A 19,053-nucleotide genomic window follows, 5' to 3' on the forward strand; every position below is an offset into this window, starting at 1 on the left:
GCGGACACCACGTCGGTGCGCCAGCGCGGGCACCACGTCGGTGCGCCGCCGACGTCACTCGACGGATCGGTGACCCGGCGCTCAGCCGGTGGCGAGGTGTTCGCGGACGCTGCGGGGGCGCATGTCGGTCCAGGTGCGTGTCACGAAGTCCAGGCACTCCTGGCGGCTGCCGGCGCAGCCGGCGTCCCGCCAGCCGTCCGGCACCTCCTTGTGCCGGGGCCACAGGGCGTACTGCTCCTCGTCGTTGACCACCACGCGGTGTTCGTCAGCCATCGGGGTTGCCTTCCTCGTGTCGGGCCAGGTGCAGCTCGCGGGCGAGACTCTCCGGGGACAACGCCCGGATCTCCGCGAGCAGGTCGGTGAGGTCGCCGTCCGTGGGCGGGAGAACCGCCTGGGGTACGGCGGGCGCCGGCCGCGCCAACGCGGCGACGGTACGGGCCAGCGCGGCGAGGGTGGGTGACTCGAAGATCGCGGCGGGCGGCAGGTCGACGCCGAGCGCGTCGCGCAGTCGCGCCACCACCCGGGTGCCGAGCAGCGAGTGCCCACCCAGCTCGAAGAAGTCGTCGTCGGGGCCGATCTCGTCGACGCCGAGCAGGTCCACCCAGATGCGGCGCACCACCTCGTACGGCTCGTCGCTCGGCGCGGTAGTCGTCGAGGCCGCCACCGGTTCCGCCGCGACCGGCGCCGTTGGCGCGGCGGCCGGCGCGGCCTCGGCAGGGGCGACGGGTCCCGGCCGGTACGCGTCGACCCAGTGCCGCTCGCGGGCGAACGGGTACGTGGGCAGGGGCACCCGCCGTCGTCCGTCGGCGCGGCCGTCGGGGCGGCGCACCGGCGCCCCGGCGAGCCAGAGCCGGCCGACGGCCAGGGCGACTGCGTCGACCTCGCCGGTCGGGGTGCGACCGGCGGGCAGGCTTGTCAGCACCGGCACCCCGCGTGCGGCGTCGTGCTGTCGGACGAGGGTGGCCAGGGTGCGTCCCGGGCCGACCTCCAGCAGCGCGTACCGCTCACCGAGCAGCAGGTCCGCGGCGGCGGTGAAGTTGACCGGGCGGCGCAGCTGCCGCACCCAGTAGTCGGGATCGGTGGCCTCGTCGTCGGTGAGCCAGCCGCCTGTCACGTTCGAGACGACAGGCACTGTGGGCGGGCGCAGCGGAATCTCCCGCAGGTGCGCGGCGAAGCCGGCCAGGGCCGGGTCCATCAGGGCCGAGTGGAACGCGTGGGAGGTGCGTACCTCCCGGCAGGCCACCCCGCGCCCGCGCAGGTCGGCGGCGAGCGCGGCGACGGCGGCGGTCGCGCCGGAGACGGTGGTGAGGCGCGGCGCGTTGGCGGCGGCCACCTCCACGCCGGCGGGCAGCAGGGCCGTCACCTCGTCGACGCCGAGGGCCACCGAGAGCATCGACCCGGGGGCCTGCGCCTGCATGAGCCGGCCACGCACGGCGACTGTGGCGAGCGCGTCGGGCAGGGTGAAGACGCCGGCCAGGCAGGCCGCCACGTACTCGCCGAGGCTGTGGCCCGCCATCGCGGCCGGGCGTACGCCGTGGTGGCGCAGCAGTTCGGCGACTGCGTACTCGACGGCGAACAGGGCGGGCTGGGTGAGCCGGGTCTCGTCCAGCTCGGGTGCGGCGGGAACCGCGTCGCCCGGTGGGCAGAGCAGTGCGCGCAGGTCCACGTCGAGGTGCGGACGCAGCAGGTCGGCGCAGCGGTCGAAGGTTGCCCGGTAGACCGGTTCGGTGCGGTAGAGGGTGCGGCCCATCCCGGCGTACTGCGCGCCCTGGCCGGGGAAGAGCAGCGCCACGCCGGCCGGCGTACCGCTGGCGATGCCGGTGCGGACGAGCGCCGAGTCGCGGTCGGCGAGCTGGGCGGCGGCGGTCGTGGCCTCGCGGGCGACGGTGACCAGCCGGTGGCCGAACTCCCGCCGGGTACGCGCGAGGGTGTACGCGACGTAGGCCAGCGGCACGTCGGGGTGCTCGCCCAGGTGCGTGGCGAGTTGGTCGCGGGCCCTGTCGAGCGCGTCGGCGTCCCGGGCGGAGAGCACCAGCAGATGCGCGGACCCGCCGTCGGCGGGGACGTGATCCGCCGGTTCGGCGGCCTGGAGCACGACGTGGGCGTTGGTGCCGCCGATGCCGAAGGAGCTGACCGCGGCACGGGGCGGCGTGCCCAGGTCGGGCCAGGGTTCCGACGTGGTGGGTACCCGGAACGGCCCGCCGCCGGCCAGCTCGGGGTGCGGCTCGGTGCAGTACGGGCTGGGCGGCACCACCCTGTGGTGCAGCGCCAGCGCTGCCTTGATCAGCCCGGTCACGCCTGCGGCGACGTCGAGATGACCCACTATCGACTTGACCGAGCCGAGCGCGCACCGGCAGGCGTCGGCGCCCTGGAACGCCTCGGCCAGGGCGCGCAGCTCGATCTGGTCGCCCAGCTCGGTGCCGGTGCCGTGCGCCTCGACGTAGCCGATGGTGGCGGGGTCGACCTCGGCGACCTGCTGGGCGGCCCGGATCGCGGCGACCTGACCGTCCACGCCGGGCGCGGTGAAGCCGACCTTGACCCGGCCGTCGTTGTTGATCGCGGAGCCAAGGATCACCGCGTACACCGTGTCGCCGTCGTCGCGGGCGTCCGCCAGCCGGCGCAGGACGACCACTGCGGCGCCGTCGCCTCCCACGGTTCCGGTGGCGCGCACGTCGAAGGGGCGGCAGTGCCCGTCGCGGGACATGATGCCGCCTGCCTCGTGGCGGTAGCCGGTGCCGGTGGGCAGCAGGACGTGCGCGGCGCCGGCGAGGGCGACGTCGCACTCCCGGGCGAGCAGCGCCTGCGCGGCGAGGTGCACGGCGACCAGTGACGACGAGCAGGCCGTCTGCACCGCCACGGCCGGTCCGCGCAGGTCCAGGTGGTACGCCACCCGGGTGGGCAGCGAGTCCTTGTCGGTGGCGAGCATCAGCTCGTACTCGGAGACCGAGCCGAGCCGCGGGTTGCGGAACAGATGGTGCAGAAGGTAGCCGCTGGCCGCTGCCGCGGCGTACACGCCGACCAGGCGGTCGGAGTCCCCGGCGAGGTGGCCGGCGCGTTCCAGGGCGGCCCAGGCGGTCTCCAGGAAGAGGCGTTGTTGCGGGTCGAGCAGCCGGGCGTCGCGGGGCGAGTAGCCGAAGAAGCCGGCGTCGAACCGGTCGAGGTCAGGCAGCGCGCCGTGCGCCGGAACGAGGTCGGGGTGCCGCCGCTCCTCCTCGGTGAGGCCGGCGGCCGCCAACTCCGCGTCGGTGAACCGGGTGATGGTCTCCTGTCCGGCGAGGATCCGCTGCCACAGTTCGTCGACGTCGGCGGCGCCGGGAAAGCGGCCGGCCATCCCGACGATGGCGATCTCCAGTCCAGTCTCCTGGTCGGTCACTGTCGTCCCTCCCCCGCCGGCACCGGGCGGGCCCGGCGGGCCCGGTCGGCAAGCGCCTGCTTGCGTTCGTCTCGCCGCCGGCCGGCGGCCGGCCCCGTCGTCGGTGCGGCGGCGCCGTCGAGGAACCGGGCCAGCAGCGCGATTGTCGGGTGGCGGAACAGCTCGACGGCGGGCACCTGTCGACCCAGCCGTTCGCTGAGCCGGGTCTGCACCCGCGCCAGCAGCAGTGACGTGCCACCCAGGTCGAAGAAGTTGTCGTCCGCGCCGACGTCGTCGATCCCGAGCACCTGCCGCCAGGTGTCGGCAATGGCCCGTTCGACGGCGCCGTTCGGTGCCACGTACGCGGCGCCGAGGTCGGCGCGGGCCACTGTGGGGGCGGGCAGTCGGGACGGGTCGAGCTTGCCGCTTGCCGTCACCGGCAGGTCGGCGACCACCACGAAGGCGCTCGGCACGAGATAGCGGGGCAACCGCCGCAGCAGGCTCTGGCGCAGTTCGTCGATCGCCAACCCGTCGCCGACGAGGTAGCCGACCAGTCGTCGACCGCCGGGCGTGTCGGTCCGCACCACGGCGGCGGCCCGGCGCACCCCGGGGCACTGCCGGAGTTGGGCCTCCACCTCACCCAGCTCGATCCGATAGCCGTTGATCTTGACCTGGTTGTCCGCCCGGCCGAGGAAGACCAACTGCCCGTCGGCACGCCAGCGGACCAGGTCGCCGGTGGCGTACATCCGCTCCCCCGCCGTCGGCGCGTACGGGTCGGGAAGGAAACGTCCGGCGGTGAGCGCGGGGTCGCCGTGGTAGCCCCGGGCCACACCGGCGCCGCCGAGGTGCAGCTCGCCGGGCACCCCGGGCGGTACCGGCCGCAGCTCGGTGTCGAGCACGTAGGCGCGGACCCCGGTCAGCGGCCGGCCGATCGGAAGCTCGACGTCGACGGGCGCACAGCGGGCGGCGGTGGCGGTGACGGTCGCCTCGGTCGGGCCGTACCCGTTGATCAGGAGCCTGTCGCGCGACCAGGCGGCGGCGACGTCCGGCGCGCAGGGCTCCCCGCCGACGGTGAGGATCCGCAGGTCGGGCACGGCGGCGGGGTCCAACGCGTCGAGGACCACCGGCGGCAGGTCGGCCACCGTGACGCGGTGCCGGGTGAGCGCGGCGGCCAGGTCGGGGCCGGGGCTGCGCTCGTCCGGGCCGAGCAGGCGCAGCGTGGCGCCCGCCGTGAGCGTGGTGACCACATCGGACAGCGCCACGTCGAAGCTGATCGAGTGGAACTGCAGGACCCGGTCGTCGGCCCGGACGCCGACCAGCCGGGCCTGCGCCGCGGCGAGGTTGGCCAGCCCTCGGTGGGTGCCGACGACGCCCTTGGGCAGCCCGGTCGAGCCGGACGTGTAGATCAGGTAGGCGGCGGCGTCGGGGTGGGCCGCCGCCGGGAGCGGGGTGTCGACGACGGGCGGTTGCTGCTCGTCGAGGCGGAGCAGCGGCACGCCAGTGGTGGGCAACGCCAACTCCGCGTCGGCAGTGGTGACCACCAGGGCGGCGGCGGAGTCGGTGAGCAGGTGCGCCAGCCGGGCCGCCGGCAACTGCGGGTCCAGGGGCAGATAGACCCCACCCGCCCGGAGTACGGCGAGGAACGTGACCACCCAGTCCGGTCCGGCGGGCAGGCAGACCCCGACTGTCGTCTCGGCCCGCACGCCCCGCCCGGCGAGGGTTTGGGCCAGGCGGTCGGCCCGCGCGTCCAGCTCCCCGTAGGTGAGGGCCTGATCGCGGTACGCCAGGGCTACCGTCCCCGGTGCCGCCGCGGCCTGGCGGGCGACCAGCTCGTTCAGTGTCGGTTGGCCCGGCGGCGCGGGCGCGGTGGCGGCCCAGCGGTCGATCAGATCCCGTCCGGCGGCGGCGTCGAGCAGCGGCAGTCGGTCCACGGGGGTGTCCGGGGCGGCGAGCGCGGCGGTGAGCAGGGTGTCGAGCTGGTCGGCGAGCGCACGGGCGGTGGACTCGTCGAAGAGCCGCGTCCGGTACTCGATCCGCCCGTCGATGCGTCCGTCCTGCGGGATGACGGTGAGCGTCAGGTCGAACATGGACGTGCCGGTGTGCGTCTCGCCGCTGGCCAGCACGCTCACCCCGGGCAGGGTCAGTCGCTGCTCCCAGCCGTCCTCGACGGCGAACATCACCTGGGCGAGGGGGTGACGGCCGGGGTCGCGGACCGGGCGCAGGTCCTGCACCAGGGCGTCGAACGGCACCGGGTCGGTAAGCGCGGTAAGCGCCGAGTCCCGGAGTCGATCCAGCAGCGCGGCGAAGGTCAGTCCACCGTCGACCCGGCTGCGCAGCACAAGCGTGTTGACGAAGAAGCCGACAGCGGTCTCGCTGTCGAGCGTCTGCCGGTTCGCCACAGGCGTGGCGATCAGCAGGTCCGGCTGCTGGCTGCGGCGGTGCAGCAACGCCGCCCAGGCCGCCGCGAAAATCATGTACGGCGTCGCGCCGGTGCGGCGGCCCGCCTCGGCGACCCGGTCGGCAAGCGCCGGCGGCCAGGAGAACTCGATCTCGTGGCCGGCGTCCTCCAGCTCGGCCGGGCGGGGCCTGTCGGTGGGCAGGTCGAGCCCCGGCGGCGCGCCGGTCAGCGCGTCGCGCCACCAGTCCAGGCGGCGGGCCAGCTCCCCCGGGCCGAGCAGTCGGTCCTGGGCCAGCGCGGCAGGCACGTCCCGGGACGCCTGCGGCAGCGTCGGAGACCGCCCCTCCCGCAGGGCCGCGTACGTCGCCGACAGCTCCTCGAACAGCAGGCCCATGCTCCAGCCGTCGCACACCACGTGGTGCAGCGACAGCAGCAGCGAGAAGTCTGCGGGGCCGGTGCGGCACAGGGTGGCCCGCACCAGCGGCCCCCGGGCCAGGTCGAACGGGCGTACCGCCTCGGCGGCGGCGTACTCGTCGATCCGCTCCGGCGCGACGTCCTCGACCGCAAACGGCAGGCCGGTCGGCGGGAGGACCAGCTGGTACGACTGCCCGTCCAGCGGCACGAACACCGTACGCAGCGCCTCGTGCCGCGCCACGATCTCGTCGAGCGCGCCACGCAACGCGGCCACGTCCAGGTCGCCGCGCAGGTCCACCCGGTACGGCACGTGGTAGGCGGGACTGTCCGGGCGGAGCTGCGCCAGCAGCAGCATCCACTCCTGGGCGGCGGTGAGCGGGTGGATGCCGTACCGGTCGCCGTCGGCGCGAATCGCGGCGAGGAACGCCCGCCGCCGCTCGGGCGGCAGGGCGTCCACGCGCTGGCGCAAGCCCACGGGCGTGAGGGCGCCGATCATCGGGCCATCCCCTGTTCGAGCTGGTCGAGCAGGCCGGCGAGGTCGGCGGGTGGCGGCCCGTCCAGCGCGACCGGCGCGGCCGGCTCGGCGGGCTCGACAGGCGCCCCGCTGATCTCGTCGGCCGCGGCGGCCAGCCCGGCCACTGTCGGGTGGTCGAAGATCAGCCGCAGCGGCACCTCCGCGCCGATCGCGGCAGCGAGGCGGGAACGGACCCGGGTCGCCTTCAGCGACCGCCCGCCGAGGTCGAAGAAGTCGTCGTCGCGGCGGCGCACCGGCACGCCGAGGACGTCCTGCCAGATCGAGGCCACCGCCCGCTCGGTAGGCGTCTGCGGCGCGGCGTCGTCGTCGCCGGTGGCGGCGGCGGCGTCGTCGTCGGGCACGGGCAGCGCCGCGACGTCCACCTTGCCGTTGCGGTTGAGCGGCAGCCGGGGCAGCACCACGAACACGGCCGGCACGAGGTGGTCGGGCAGTTGCTCGCGGGCCCGTTCCCGGACCGCCTCGACGCGCACCCCGTCGTCGAGCACGACGTACGCGACAAGCCTCGCGTCACCGGCGGCGTCGCGGTCGGCGCGCACGATCGCGTCGCGCAGCAGACCGCCGCCGCGCAGCGCCTCCGTCACCTCGCCCGGCTCGACCCGGTACCCGCGGATCTTGACCTGGTGGTCGGAGCGGCCGACGAACTCGATCAACCCGTCCGGGCGTTGCCGGACCACGTCGCCCGTACGGTAGAGCCGACCTCCCGTGCGCGGCCCGAACGGGTCGGGCACGAACTTCTCGGCTGTCGCGTCGGGACGGCCGAGGTAGCCGCGGGCCACCCCGTCCCCGCCGATGAACAGCTCACCGAGCACGCCGGGCGGCACCGGTTGCAGGAGCCGGTCCAGCACGTACACCCGGGTGTTGGCGACCGGGCCCCCGATCGGCACGATCGGGTCCGCCGCGGTGAGCCGGGCGCAGTCGTACGTCGTGGTGTAGGTGGTGGCCTCGGTCGGGCCGTACCCGTTGACAAGCGTGGTGTCCGGGCAGGCCGCTCGCAGCCGGTCCACGGCCGTCCGGTCGGCCTGCTCGCCACCGAACGTCAGGTAGCGCAGCGCGGCGAGGGCGTCCGGCGCCTCGGTCGCCACCTGCCGGGCCACGGACGTCGCCAGGAACATCATCGTCACGCCGCTGTCGCGCAGCCGGGCGCGCAGCCGGTCCGGCACGATCACGTCGTTGATGTCCAGGTCCGCCAGGCAGGCGCCGTTGAGCAGGGCGCCCCAGACCTCCAGGGTCGCCGCGTCGAACGACATCGTCGCGGCCTGTCCCATCACGTCGTCGGGGCGTACGTCGACGAAGTTGGTGTCGCGGACCAGCCGGACGATGTTGCGGTGGCTGACGCCGGTGCCCTTGGGCCGGCCGGTGGAGCCCGACGTGTACATGACGTACGCGAGCTGGTCGGGGTGGATGGTCACCGCCGGCGGGTCCACCGGGCCGTCGTCGGCCGGGAGCCGGTCCACGACGATCCGGGGCGTGTCGTCGGCCGGGAGCCGGTCGGCGAGCGCTGCGGTGTGCAGGATCGCTCCCGGTGTGGCGTCGCGGCACATCAGCGCCAGCCGCTCCGGCGGGTATCCGGGATCCAGCGGCAGGTACGCGGCGCCGACCTTGAGCGTCGCCAGCGCGGCGATCACCCAGGTGGTGGTGTCGGCGAGGCAGATGCCGACGAGCGTCTCGGCGCCGATGCCCAGCCGGCGCAGGCGCCCGGCCAGGTGGTTGGCCCGCCGATCCACCTCCCGGTAGGCGAGCACCTGGTCGCCGTCGCGCAGCGCGGGCGCGTCCGGGGTCGACCGTGCCCACTCGGCGAACAGGTCCGGCACCGACTTCGCACGCGGATAGTCGGTGTCTGTGGCGTTCCAGTCGACCACCACCTCACGCTCGATCGCCGGGTCGAGCAGCGGCAGGTCGGACAGACGGGCCTCCGGCCTCTCCTGTGCCCGGGCCAGGAGTACGGCCAGCGCCGCCCCGATCGACGTGGCGTGCGGGTGGTGGCGCACCGTGGCCGCGGGCCGTTCGTCGGTGTCGTCGACCAGCAGCCGCACCACACCTCGATAACCGGAAAGTGCCGGATCGGGACCGATCGATACCACCGGCCGATAGTCGGGAACCGTTTCGGGCAATTCCGCGTCGTGCTCCCGGGCCTCGCGCAGAGCCGTTCGGACCAGGTCCCGCAGCTCCGTCCACGTGGGATCCTCGGGCAACCGGACCCGCACGGGCAGCCAGCGTCCCGAGTCGGTCGACGCGGCCGGCGCCTCGGCGAGCAGGTCCCGGCCGCCGGTCCAGCGGGCCAGCAGCGCGAACACGCCGGCCAACGCGCTGACCTGCGGCTCCACCGAGTCGCCCGGCAGCTCCACGCGGGCGTCGGCGGCGGGGTCGGTCGTCGGCGCGAACGGCAGGTCCGGCGGCTCCGGAGGGGCCGCGAGCTGTCGTTCCCAGAAGGCGGAAAGGCCAGGGAAAATTGTCTGTTCGGTCATCGGATCTCAGCTCCGATCGGCGGGTGACACGCAATGCCGGGAAGTCTGGACCGCACCCGTGCCAGTTGCTTGTAGGGGCCGTTCGGGTGCCGTTGCGGCGGTCTGAGGGAAACCTGAGTGCGCCTTTATGCCGATAGCGCATTGCAGTCAGTAAGTACACCGACTCTTTTGGTTATGGCGATGCCGCTCGATGAAGACAATGATCGTGCCGGGGGGAAGCCACGCCGGGGGCGACGACTCGTAGTGCCCGGTTGTCTCTTCGCTCGCCTGAGCCTCCACGAGAGAACACAGGAGCGGTGCATGTCCGGAGACAATGTCAACCATGCCTGGCGCCCGTCGACGCCGGCTCGCAGCGAAGGTGGAGGCGAGGCATCGTTCGCAGAACAACACCGTACGGGTGGTGACCCGGGGCGAGGGCTTCGTCGCCTCGCCGCCGCCGGTGACCGCGCGGCCGCGCACCTGTGGCTCGCCACCCAGCCCGACCTGCTCACCGCGACACCCGACCCGGCCGACGCCCCGGTCGCGGAGATCTGGCGCGCGGCGCTGCGGCACCACCTCGCCGGGGAACCGCACCTGGCGGCGGCCCGCCTGGCTACCGCGCCGATCGGCGCGACAGGCCCGCACGCCGTGCAGATGTACTGCCACGCTGCGGTGCGCCACCTGCTCGACGACGACATCGAGCGGGCCAGCGCCGACGTCGAGGAGGCGGCGCGTGCCGCCCACGCGTGCGGCGCCCCGACCGCCCACCAGGCGTACGCCCGGGTTGTCGTGCTGCTCGCCGCCGCCAGCGGCGACGCGGCGGCGACCCGCGGGCGTGCGGAGGCGACCGACGGGCTGCGCCGCGCGGACGCCGACCTGTTGCGGTTGATGGTCCACCTGGACCTGGCCGGTCACCTGCTGTGGGCCGGTGACGCCGCCGACGCGCTGCGGCACGCCGAGGCGGCCGTCCGACTGACCGAGGTGGCCGGCGACACCGGTTACGAACCGTACGCGCTGACCCTCGCCGCCCTGGCGAAGTGTCAGCTCGGCCGGTTGGAGGAGGCGCTCGCCGACGGGGCCGCCGGCCAACGCCTGCGGGAGCTGGCCGGAGTCGCCGTCGACGAGGCGATCTCGCTGGCCGCCCTCGGGATGGTGCACCGCCGCCGGCGGGAGCCGCGGCAGGCCCGGCAGGCGTTGGAGAGCGCCCTGGCCGCGGTGGGCAGCGGTCAGCCCCGCATCGTCTCGTCGGCCTGGGTCCTGGCCGAGCTGGCACGGATCCGCGCCGCCGACGACCTGTGCGCCGCGCAGGATCTCGCCGAACGGGCGGTCACCATGGCCCGGGAGCCCGAACGGCCGTACGCCCTGCTGGCCCGCGGTTGGGTGGCGCTGCTGCGGGGTGACACCGCCGCCGCCCACTTCGACGCCGCCGAGGCCCGCACCGGCGCCACCGTCGGACGGCGACGCGCCACCCTCGTCGAGGCGCTCCAACTCACGGTGCTCGCGGCGGACGACCCGCGCGCGTCCGCCGGGCTGCTCGACGACGCCGCCGCGCTCTGCCGGGAACTGGGCGATCCGGCCGAGGAGGCCACCGTCGCGCTGATCGCCGCGCGGTTGCAGGGGCGCCAGGCCCGCCGCGGCGCCGAGGGCGCCGAGCAGAAGCTGCGCCGCTGTGGGGTACGCCTGGACCCCGGCGTCGCCGACGGGCTCACCGCGATCACGCTGCGCGTGCCGGCGGTGGTCATCCACACCCTCGGCGACTTCCGGGTGTTCCGGGCCGGCGCCGTCGTCCCGTACGGCGAGTGGCAGTCCAAGAAGGCACGGGACCTGCTGAAGATCCTCGTCGCGCACAGGGGACGTGCCGTGCCCCGGCCCCGGCTGATGGAGCTGCTCTGGCCGGACGAGTCGCCGTCGCGCACCGCGAACCGGCTGTCGGTGCTCCTGTCCACGTTGCGCCGGGTGCTGGGCACCGGCCGCCGCACCAGCGGCCGGGGCGCGGTGCTTGCCGACCGGGGATCGGTGGCGATCGACCTGGACGTGATCGACGTGGACGTCGAGACGTTCCTGACCGCCGCGGAGGAGGCGCAGGTCGCCCTGCGGGGCGGCCACCCGGACACGGCCCGTGCCCTGGTCCGCGCCGACGAGCTGTACGGCGGGGACTTCCTCGCCGACGACCCGTACGAGGACTGGGCGCAGCCGCTGCGGGAGGAGGCGCAGGTCGCCCACACAAGCGTGCTGCGGGCTCTGGCCCAGCACGCCTCGGACACGGACCAGAAGCTGGTCTACCTGATGCGGCTGGTACACCGGGACCCGTACGACGAGGACGCCCACCTGGAGTTGGTGCAGGTGCTGCGCGCGGCCGGACGGCACGGCGAGGCGCAGCGGCGCTACCGCACGTACGTCGAGCGGATGCGGGAGTTGGGCATCGCGCCTGCCGGCGGCGAGGTGACCGGCCCCGACGCCGGCCCCGCCGGGCAGTACGCCGACCCGTCGGCCGAGGCGGGGGCACGGGTGACCCGGTGGCGGGCGCCGACCGGCGAGCCCCGGCCGTGGACCACGGAGTTGGGCGCCACCCACCGCCCCCCGACCGGCGTCCCGGCGCAGCGAACGGGGAACCCGAGGAGGCTCATCGAGCATCCGGCCTGACCGGGCTGCCCGACTGTCGCCGGCCGTGGCGAGGCGCGCCCGCCGGCCTGCGGGTTGAGGGCCCAGCGCGTCGACCGGATCTCGTGATCTGGCCCGACGCTGCGGGTGGACGAGGCGATGATCGCGCAAGGCTGGAACCGTTCCCCGTTGCCGGAGCCGTCGGCCTCGTATGGAGGGGCCTTTCGTCTGCGGGATCTGTCCCAGGGTGGGATGCGCCGGTTCGGACGGTGGTCCCCGACATCGGCGGGGGTGTCACCGATCGTTTTTGCGATTGCCGCGGCAGGGCCGCCGCTGCCAGGATCGCGGTCATGCCTGATACCCGGTTGTCCGTCGACGATGCGCTGCACGCGCTGCACGCATCGCTCGATGAGCGGCGCCGGCCAGAGGAGGTCGCGCTACTCGTGTGGCGTGCGGTGGGGGGCCGACTCGGGGCGCAGGATCGGATGGTGCTCGGCCGCGCGGCCCGTGCCGCCTCCCGCTGGGCCGGCTCGAGTTCGATGTCCGCGGATTTCGCCCGTCCGATCGGTGGGGCACGTCAGGTCGACGCCGCGCGGCGGCTGTTCGAGCTTCCCGTCGGCGACGTCGACCCGGACGACCCCACGTCGCTGCTGGAGTTCGGCGCGCAGCTCAGCGCGTCCCTCGGTGCGCTCGACGCGGAGCGGTTGGACTTCCTGCGGGACCGGTTGAACCGGGAGGCGCGGGCGGTGGCGGGGATCGAGTTGTCGAAGCGGCAGTACAACAGGCGTTTCCGTGTGGCGCAGCGGGTGGCGGCGAAGGCCGGGCGGTTGGACATGGAGCGAACCAAGCGGCAGTTGACGATCGTCGCGCGGGCCGGGTTCGCCACGGGCATCGACCGGGACGCCTTCGTCGCCGATCCCTGGGCCGGGAGCTTCGTGGCCTACCTGTCGGCGAAGCGCAAACTGCGGCGAGAGTTCACCCTGTCCGGCCGGGACAACCCGTACGACGAGGTCGCTGACCTGCTGTTCCGCAAGTGTGCCGAGAGTCCGGGCACCGACTGGTGGATGATCGCGCAGGTCTGGCCGAGCCCGCAGGTGCTCGCGCGGCTGTCCGAGGCGCGGCGCGGTGAGCTGCTGGGCCGGTGGTGGGCGACGATGCGGCAGGTCGCGGGTCTGCTCGCGCGGGTCTGGTCGGCAAGTGAGTTCGACCGTGCCACGATGGTCGTCCGCCGGGGCAACGACTCGTCGACGTGGAACCTGCTGTGCGGTGCCTACAACACCGCTCGGGCGGCCTGGATCAACACCCTGGACGCCTCGGGCAGCATCGGCCTGCTGGACGCGTCCTGCCCCGGAAAGGCGATGATGCTGATCGCCGCGGATCTCGCCTCGTGGCATCGCGCCACCGGCGGCGGGCTGCATCCCGACGTGGGGGTCTGGTCGCGACTGCCGCTGCCCTGGGACGTGCTCGACGGGGCGTCGACGTGCACCCGCGCGGACGTGGAGGCGGCCTGCGCCGAGGCCGGCGTCGACCCCGTCAGGTCGGGTTGGGTCGGATCACGCGCGACAGGCGCGGTCGGAGCGTTCCGGCCGACACCGGAGCTGGTGCACGGAGTGTCGGTCTCCGATCCGTCGTGGGCGGCCGTGCTGCGGTCCGCAGGCGTGTTCTCGGGCAGGCAGGTGAAGAGCGGCGGGGCCGTCTGGGTTCCGGCCGACGTCGTGCTCGACGAGCTGCCGGAACAGGGTGGACAGCGCTCCACCTGAACGGGCAGCATCGCCGGTGCCTCGTCGTAGCTCAGTGGTAGAGCGCCCGGCTCTTATCCGGGTGGACGCCGGTTCGAGCCCGGCCGACGGGACGCGCGGAGATCCGTTGTAGCTCAGTGGTAGAGCAGCCGGCTAGGGACCGGCAGGACGCCGGTTCGAGCCCGGTCGACGGATCTTCGCCCGCATCGACGACACCGGCCCCGCGAGCGCCGTGGCGTGCTCGCGGGGCCGGTGTCGGGAGAGCATCAGTGGCGGGGCCGGTAGCTCTTCGGCAGGCGCATGCCGCGCTCGGCCATGATCGCCCGGACGCGGTTGGGATAGTTGGTGATGATCCCGTCGACGCCCATGTCCATGAGCGCGGCCACGGTGGCCGGGTCGTCGCAGGTCCACGGGATGACCTTCAGGCCCCGGGCGTGCGCCTCAGCCACCATTGTCGCGTCCGGGTAGAAGCGGAAGTTCGGGTCGCTGATGGTGCCGTTCTGCGGGAACCCGTAGTTCGGCGACAGGGCGGTGACGCCGGGAATGGCGGCGGCGGCCTTCACGAAGTCACCGTCGTAGTCGTCGGCGTCGATCCCGCCCAACCAGGGGGACGCGCCCGGCTGGCCGACCTGGAGGAAGTCGTAGTTCGTCAGGGCCACCAGCGGCCACTTCGGCGCGAGCCGGTGCATCTGCCTCAGCGCACCCCAGTCGAACGACTGGATGGTGACCTGCTTCTCGATGCCGGAGGCGTGGATCTCCTCGAAGACCCGCCGGACGAACAACTCACGGGGCGCGGTCTGCTCGGGCGCGCCCGCCTCGACCTTGGTCTCGATGTTGAGGGTGAGTTGCTTGGCCTTGTAGCTCCTGACGAGGCCGAGGACGTCCTTCAACTCGACCATCCTGAAGCCCTTGACCTGCTCCTGCTCGGGGAAACCCGGAAGCTGCTGGTAGCCGCAGTCCATCGTCTTGAGCTGGGCGAGGGTGAGGTCCTTGATGTACTTCCCGACGTACGGGTACATCGGGTCGCCGGTCGTGACCGGTGCGGTGTCGGCGCACTTCTGGGCGCTGACCTGGCGGTCGTGGTTGACGACGACCTTGCGGTCCTTGGTGATCTGGGTGTCCAGCTCCAGCGTGGTGACGCCGAGGCGCATCGCCTTGCCGAAGCCCTCCAGCGACTCCTCGGTGGTCATGCCGATGCCGCCGCGGTGGGCCTGGAGGTCGAAGTGGGTCTTCTGGGGGTGCAGCGCGCCGGCGCTGTCGACAGTCGACGCGTGCGCGGCAACCGGAGCGGCGAGCGCTGGCAGAACGGCAAGGCCCGCCAGAACGTGACGCAGGGACATGGTGCAAACCTCAGCTCTTCAGGTGCAGATGCCCTGGTGAGGCTAGGTGGGAGGCCGTCCGGCACGATGACCTCGCCGCAAGCGGAGTGTGAACGGTCGCCGAACCTCAGAGGTGCGCACACCACGGCAGCGCGTCGCCGCCGCGCCGGAGTTCGCCGACGGCCACCGGACGGCGGCCGTCGGCGAAAGCCCTAGTTGCCGAGGGTGACGTGCAGGACGCGTTCGTTGCTGTTGTTCGGGGTGCTGTCCTTGTCACCGGTGGTGGTCGTGGTGAGCCACAGTCCCCCGTCGGGCGCCGGCTCGACCGTCCGCAGCCGGCCGTAGGTGCCGCTGAAGTACGTCTGCACGTTCGTCAGACTGCTGCCGCTGATCACGGCGCGGTACATCCGCGTACCACGGGCGCAGGCGACGTAGAGCGCGTCGCGCACGATCGCGATGCCGGAGCAGGAGCCCTCGGCGGTCGGGTAGGTGCGCGCCGGCGCGATGTAGCCGGCGGTGCCGCAGGTGCCGCTGGTGCCCTCGCAGGCCGGCCAGCCGTAGTTGCCGCCGCGCGTGATCAGGTTGGTCTCATCCATGATCGAGTTGCCGAACTCCTGCTCCCACAGGCGGCCCTGCGAGTCGAACGCGAGCCCCTGCGGGTTGCGGTGACCGTAGCTCCACACGTAGTTGCCGAACGGGTTGTCCGACGGGACGCTGCCGTCCGGGTTGAGGCGCAGGATCTTGCCCTCGAGGGTGGAGCGGTCCTGGGCGTAGGCGCCGTTCTGCGCGTCGCCGGTGCTTGCGTACAGCTTGCCGTCCGGGCCGAAACGCAGGCGACCGCCGTCGTGGAACTTGTTGCGCCGGATCCCGCTGAGCAGGACCTGCTCGCCGGAGGTGGTGAGCCTGTCGTTCTCCATCTTGATCCGTACGATCCGGTTGTCGCTGGGCGAGGTGTGCATGATGTAGAGCCACCTGTCGCTGGCGAAGCTCGACGAGATCGCGAGACCAAGCAGGCCACCCTCACCGTCGGTGCTCTGCACGTTCGGCACGGTGCCCACTGTGGTCTTCGCCCCGGTGGTGGGGTTGAGGTGGATGATGTCGTGCGCGTCGCGGCGGTTGTAGAGGACGGTGCCGTCCGGCAGCGTCACCAGACCCCACGGGATGTCGGTGTCGGTGGTGACCTGCCGCACCGTGCACACCGGGTTGGCGCAGCTGGCGCCGGTGCTCACCGCGACGGTGCCGCTGCGCGACGAGGCGTTGTCCTGCCCGTCGCGGGCGACCACCTGGTACTGGTACGTGGTGTTCGCCGCCAGGCCGCTGTCGGTGAAGGTGGTGGCCGGCGGGGCGCCCGTGACGGCGCCGATCTTCACGCCACCGCGGTAGACGTCGTACGCCCGGACTCCGACGTTGTCGCTGGACGCGGCCCAGCTCAGGGTCACAGTCGTCCCCGACGCGGTGCCCGTGAGCTGCGTCGGAGTGCTCGGCGGCACGGTGTCGGCCTGGCACTGCGGCGGCGTGATCGTCACGGTGGAGCTGGCCTGCGACACGTTCCCGGCGGCGTCACGCGCGTTGACGTACAGGCCCCAACTCGCTCCGGGAACGACCGTGAGGCCTGCGGACAGGGTGCTGCCGCTCACCGAGGTCATGAGCTGACCGTCGTGGTAGATGTCGTAGAACGCCACCGCGACGTTGTCCGTCGAGGCGTTCCACGCGAACGTCACCGAGTTGCAGGTCAAACCGCTCACCCGGGGATTGCCGGGCGGGGTGGGCGGCTGGCTGTCGGTGCTGCCGAGCGACGACGTCCAGCGCTGGTTTGCCTGCCCGTTGCACGTCCAGAGGCCGACAGTCGTGCCGTTGGCGGTGCCTCCGCCGGTCACGTCCAGGCAGAGGCCGGACTGGACACCGACGATGCTCCCGTCGGTGTTGATCCGCCAGCGCTGGTTGGCGCCGCCGGTGCAGCCGTAGATCTGCAGCGCGGCAGGTGCGCTGGTGTCCTGGCCGACCACGTCCAGGCACATCGTCGCGTCGTACACCCGCAGCTCGCCGGCAGTGGTGAACGTCCACGCCTGGTTGGCCTGGCCGACGCAGTCGTAGATGTTGATGCCGGCGCCGGGCGTCCGTGAGTTGCCCACCACGTCCAGGCACCGGCCGGACGCCGCACCGACGACTGTCGACGGGCCCGCCGCCGACGCCGGCACGCCGACCGTCACCGCCAGCAGCACCGCCACGGCAAGCGCCGGCAGCAGCCGTCGTGGTCTGACTCGGGCGAGGTTTCGCATCAGTCCTCCAGGGTCGGGGCATCGGACGGCCCGACCCCACGCCGGACGACGCAGCGTCCGACCGGACCGACGAGGAAGCAACATCGACCATCAAAGATGTAATCACGGCACATGTCAACGATCTCGCTCCATCGAGGACAAAACCTCTCAACGAGGTCGTCGTGCGCTCACCGTCCGAGGTCGGAGGAGGACACGCCGCCACCGCGTCGTGACCGCGGTGATCCACCCCGTCGGCCGGACCGCCGTGCGGGGCGGTCCGGCCGACGGTCGGCTCGCCCTGCGGAAGACCGTCTGCCAACGTCCGGCCGTCTGCCGTCGCCGCCCGGCAGGCCAGGTCGCCACGAGCGACCCACATCGACACCCGTCCCGGTCTGTCGATGGCGAAAGTATTGGGAGGACATCGGCGCGCTGTCAACGTTTACCGGAAACGTTGCGAACGTACTCTCCGGCTGCCGCTCCCCTGGGCGACCTGTTGGTCCTGGCCGGAAGCGTGATCAACCCGCGGACCGACGGAGCCTTCGACGAAGCCTTCAGCCGATCGGTCGGATCCACGCCGATAGTTCCGGGAGGTTTCCGGATCATGGCGTCATGGCTCGCCCGGATCGAGAGGCGAGGCCGCCTCTGTTACGGGTGTCGGAGCGTCATCGCGGCAGCATCCTGGCTGCTCCGGGTCGGGCCTGGCCGCGAGGGCGACCACCGATGCCCATCGGCAGGGGTTCCGGAAATTGTTGACGCTGCGGAATTCCCGCTGTAATACTCCGATCCATTCCGATCGATGCAATCTCGCTCCCGGCGGGTTTCCGTTGATCTCCCCACCCACCACCCACCACCCACACGCCCGGACCGGACCGGCTGCCCTCGCCTGTCGGGGCGCGTCCGGGCCGGTAGAAGGAGCACAGATGAGCACTGTCTCCGCTGGCACGCTCGTACGGTCGAGGCGACTCCGTGCGGTGCTGTCCATCCTCGCCACCGCCGTCGCGACGTGCGGCATCGTGGTCGTGGCCACCGCGACACCGTCGAGCGCCGCCACCTGCAACGGCTACGTCGGCCTCACCTTCGACGACGGTCCGACCGGCAGCACCAGCGCCCTGCTGAGCGTGCTGCGCGCCAACGGCGTACGGGCCACGATGTTCAACATCGGGCAGAACGCGCAGAACAACAGGTCGGCGGCGCAGGCACAGGTGGCCGCCGGCATGTGGGTCGGCAACCACAGCTGGAGCCACGCCCACATGACGTCGATGAGTCAGTCGCAGATGCAGTCCGACCTGTCCCAGACGAGTTCGGCGATCCAGTCGGCGACCGGCAGCCGGCCGCAGCTGTTCCGGCCGCCGTACGGCGAAACGAACTCGACCCTCCAGTCGGTCGCCTCGTCGCTCGGGATGCGGCAGGTGATCTGGGATGTCGACTCGCAGGACTGGAACGGCGCGAGCGTCAGCCAGATCGTGTCGAACGCCAGCCGTCTCCAAGCCGGCCAGGTCATCCTCATGCACGACGGGATCCAGAACACCCGGGACGCCATCGGCCAGATCGTGGCCAACCTGACCAGCCGCAACCTCTGCCCCGGCATGATCTCGCCGTCCACGGGTCGCGCGGTCGCACCCGATGGCGCGACCTCGCCACCCACCGGCACGACTCCACCGCCCACCGGCACGACCCCGCCGCCGTCCGGCGGCAGCTGCACCGCGACGGCGACGACGACGAACGTCTGGGGTGACCGGTACAACACCTCGGTCACCGTCAGCGGCGCCAGCACCTGGGCCGTGGTCGTCGCCCTCACCGCCCCGCAGAAGGTCTCCACCATCTGGAACGGCAGCGCCACCTGGGACAGCAGCGGCAACGTCATGACCGTACGTCCCAACGGCAGCGGCAACACGTTCGGCTTCACCACGATGTTCAACGGCAACAGCGGCGCTCGACCGCAGATCCGCTCCTGTACGGCCGGCTGACACCGCGACCGTCCTGCGTGGCGTCG

At 72.9% G+C, this 19,053-nt stretch carries 9 protein-coding genes and 2 tRNA genes; 5 read left to right on the forward strand and 6 right to left on the reverse strand.

Features of this window, described 5'->3' with window-relative positions; translation table 11 throughout:
• Positions 1-81: 81 nt before the first annotated feature.
• The 4 genes from OOJ91_RS07275 to OOJ91_RS07290 are packed head-to-tail and all read right to left on the reverse strand — an operon-like array spanning position 82 to position 9,164.
• Positions 82-273: an MbtH family protein gene (locus OOJ91_RS07275; protein WP_266243793.1), complete on the reverse strand. Its 192-nt coding sequence runs from the start codon at positions 271-273 to the stop codon at positions 82-84.
• Positions 266-3,373, reverse strand: a complete 3,108-nt coding sequence (locus OOJ91_RS07280; RefSeq protein WP_266243795.1) for a type I polyketide synthase — start codon at positions 3,371-3,373, stop codon at positions 266-268. The genes OOJ91_RS07275 and OOJ91_RS07280 overlap by 8 nt, the downstream gene beginning before the upstream one ends.
• Positions 3,370-6,660: an amino acid adenylation domain-containing protein gene (locus tag OOJ91_RS07285; protein WP_266243796.1), complete on the reverse strand. Its 3,291-nt coding sequence runs from the start codon at positions 6,658-6,660 to the stop codon at positions 3,370-3,372. Before OOJ91_RS07285 ends, OOJ91_RS07280 begins: the two co-directional genes overlap by 4 nt.
• On the reverse strand, positions 6,657-9,164 hold the full coding sequence (locus OOJ91_RS07290) for a non-ribosomal peptide synthetase (protein ID WP_266243797.1): 2,508 nt from the start codon (positions 9,162-9,164) through the stop codon (positions 6,657-6,659). Before OOJ91_RS07290 ends, OOJ91_RS07285 begins: the two co-directional genes overlap by 4 nt.
• 300 nt (positions 9,165-9,464) lie before the next feature.
• On the opposite strand from OOJ91_RS07290, the gene OOJ91_RS07295 reads away from it, so the two are divergent.
• The 4 genes from OOJ91_RS07295 to OOJ91_RS07310 all read left to right on the forward strand — a co-directional run bounded on the left by OOJ91_RS07295 (position 9,465) and on the right by OOJ91_RS07310 (position 13,678).
• Entirely contained in the window at positions 9,465-11,786 is a 2,322-nt protein-coding gene (locus tag OOJ91_RS07295; protein ID WP_266243798.1) for a BTAD domain-containing putative transcriptional regulator, read from the forward strand.
• Positions 11,787-12,094: 308 nt separating this feature from the next.
• Positions 12,095-13,504 (forward strand): hypothetical protein, encoded by a 1,410-nt coding sequence (locus tag OOJ91_RS07300; RefSeq protein WP_266243799.1) that lies wholly within the window; start codon positions 12,095-12,097, stop codon positions 13,502-13,504.
• Between the two features lie 20 nt (positions 13,505-13,524).
• A tRNA-Lys gene (locus OOJ91_RS07305) sits at positions 13,525-13,596 on the forward strand.
• A 10-nt stretch (positions 13,597-13,606) separates the two neighbouring features.
• Positions 13,607-13,678: transfer RNA gene (locus tag OOJ91_RS07310), tRNA-Pro, on the forward strand.
• Positions 13,679-13,749: 71 nt separating this feature from the next.
• On the opposite strand, the gene OOJ91_RS07315 is transcribed toward OOJ91_RS07310, so the two are convergent.
• The gene (locus tag OOJ91_RS07315; RefSeq protein WP_266243800.1) at positions 13,750-14,823 is read right to left on the reverse strand and encodes a glycerophosphodiester phosphodiesterase family protein; all 1,074 of its coding nucleotides are present in this window, start codon (positions 14,821-14,823) and stop codon (positions 13,750-13,752) included.
• A 191-nt stretch (positions 14,824-15,014) separates the two neighbouring features.
• Positions 15,015-17,081 (reverse strand): PQQ-dependent sugar dehydrogenase, encoded by a 2,067-nt coding sequence (locus OOJ91_RS07320; protein ID WP_266243801.1) that lies wholly within the window; start codon positions 17,079-17,081, stop codon positions 15,015-15,017.
• Between the two features lie 899 nt (positions 17,082-17,980).
• Here OOJ91_RS07320 and OOJ91_RS07325 point away from each other — a divergent pair.
• On the forward strand, positions 17,981-19,027 hold the full coding sequence (locus OOJ91_RS07325) for a polysaccharide deacetylase family protein (protein WP_266243803.1): 1,047 nt from the start codon (positions 17,981-17,983) through the stop codon (positions 19,025-19,027).
• Positions 19,028-19,053: the final 26 nt, after the last annotated feature.

Source organism: Micromonospora lupini, from assembly GCF_026342015.1.
GTDB classification, from domain to species: Bacteria; Actinomycetota; Actinomycetes; order Mycobacteriales; family Micromonosporaceae; genus Micromonospora; species Micromonospora lupini_B.